The sequence below is a fragment of the Syntrophaceticus schinkii genome (assembly GCF_000946815.1).
Taxonomy (GTDB): Bacteria; Bacillota; DSM-12270; order Thermacetogeniales; family Thermacetogeniaceae; genus Syntrophaceticus; species Syntrophaceticus schinkii.
In genome coordinates, this window is record NZ_CDRZ01000187.1 from 1 (window position 1) to 1,196 (window position 1,196).

General features: G+C 39.0%; 2 protein-coding genes. Both read left to right on the forward strand.

Annotated elements, in window-relative coordinates:
* Window positions 1-73: 73 nt before the first annotated feature.
* Window positions 74-697: a transposase gene (locus SSCH_RS07230; protein ID WP_052835431.1), complete on the forward strand. Its 624-nt coding sequence runs from the start codon at window positions 74-76 to the stop codon at window positions 695-697.
* 129 nt (window positions 698-826) lie between these two features.
* On the forward strand, window positions 827-1,138 hold the full coding sequence (locus SSCH_RS07235) for a transposase (RefSeq protein WP_156972167.1): 312 nt from the start codon (window positions 827-829) through the stop codon (window positions 1,136-1,138).
* Window positions 1,139-1,196: the final 58 nt, after the last annotated feature.

Genomic DNA, 1,196 nt, shown 5'->3' on the forward strand with positions numbered 1-1,196 from the left:
AAATACCGTAAGTTTAATTTGCCAGTTACTTTTGATAACTGATACAATCCACTAAATTCGCCAATTTTGGCCCATGTTAGAATCTTTTAAACAGGCAATTGGTTTCAAGGAACTTATCAAAAGCACTTTTACCATGCGCAAAGCACCTAACAGCAAATATCAGTCTCAAGAAATGCTCGATTTTCTGGTTGATGCTCAAATTCTTGGTCTATCTCGATTCGAGCACATCAATGATTTACGTTACGACCCGGGTTACCTGAAAATCAAAGGCGATATTGAATGCCCTGAGGAATCAGCATTCAGACGGTTATTTAAGGCACTGGGAATTGAATCCCTTGAGGAATTTCGCTCTATCAATCAACAATTAATAGCACTGCATTCCCAGACAAAGGAACCAACTGAGATATGGCTGGACTGCGATGATACAGTTATTACCCTTCATGGCAACCAGGAAGGCGGTGAGGTAGGCTATAACCCTCGTTATCACGGCCGTCCGTCTATCAAGGCCAAGGCTTGTTTTATTGCTGAAACTGCAGAATTAGTCAATCTAAAAGCATATGGTGGTAAGACGCACAGTAACGGCGAATTCCTTAATTTCTTCAAAGAGGCAGAGGGACAATTACCCCATAACTACGTACCCAAAGGTGTAAGAATGGATAAAGGCTTTTTTGACGAAAAAAAACTTCGAATACTTTGAATCCCGTACCCTTTTGAGAAAATTTCATTCTAAAAAACTCATTGAAATCAAGGTTTTGAAGGCCTAAAATAAAGGCTTCACCCCAACTTTTGCCGAATTATAAGGTAAATCAAACCAAATAAAGCAAAAGTGGAAAGGGATGAAGCTACCTTGTATATTCGACAACAGTGCCTGATTTCCTTCGAAGATGCATTAAAAATGCAACCTGAAACTAGACTGGAAAAGATTTTTAGCACCCTTGATTTGAAACCAATAATATCCAGGCTACCCAGAAAACATAATGGACCTCGAGGATACAATGCTAAATACAAACTAAGAGCATTAATAGCTGCAAAGATAGAGCAAATACCGACAATGGCTGCATTGGTCAGAAGACTAAAAAATGACCCTGTATTCGATAACATATGTGGATTTGGCGTAATTGCAAGCGTACCAAGTTGAAGCAACTATGAGCAGATTTTAAGAGAACTAACAGAAACTAGGTATTCTGGAAAGAACT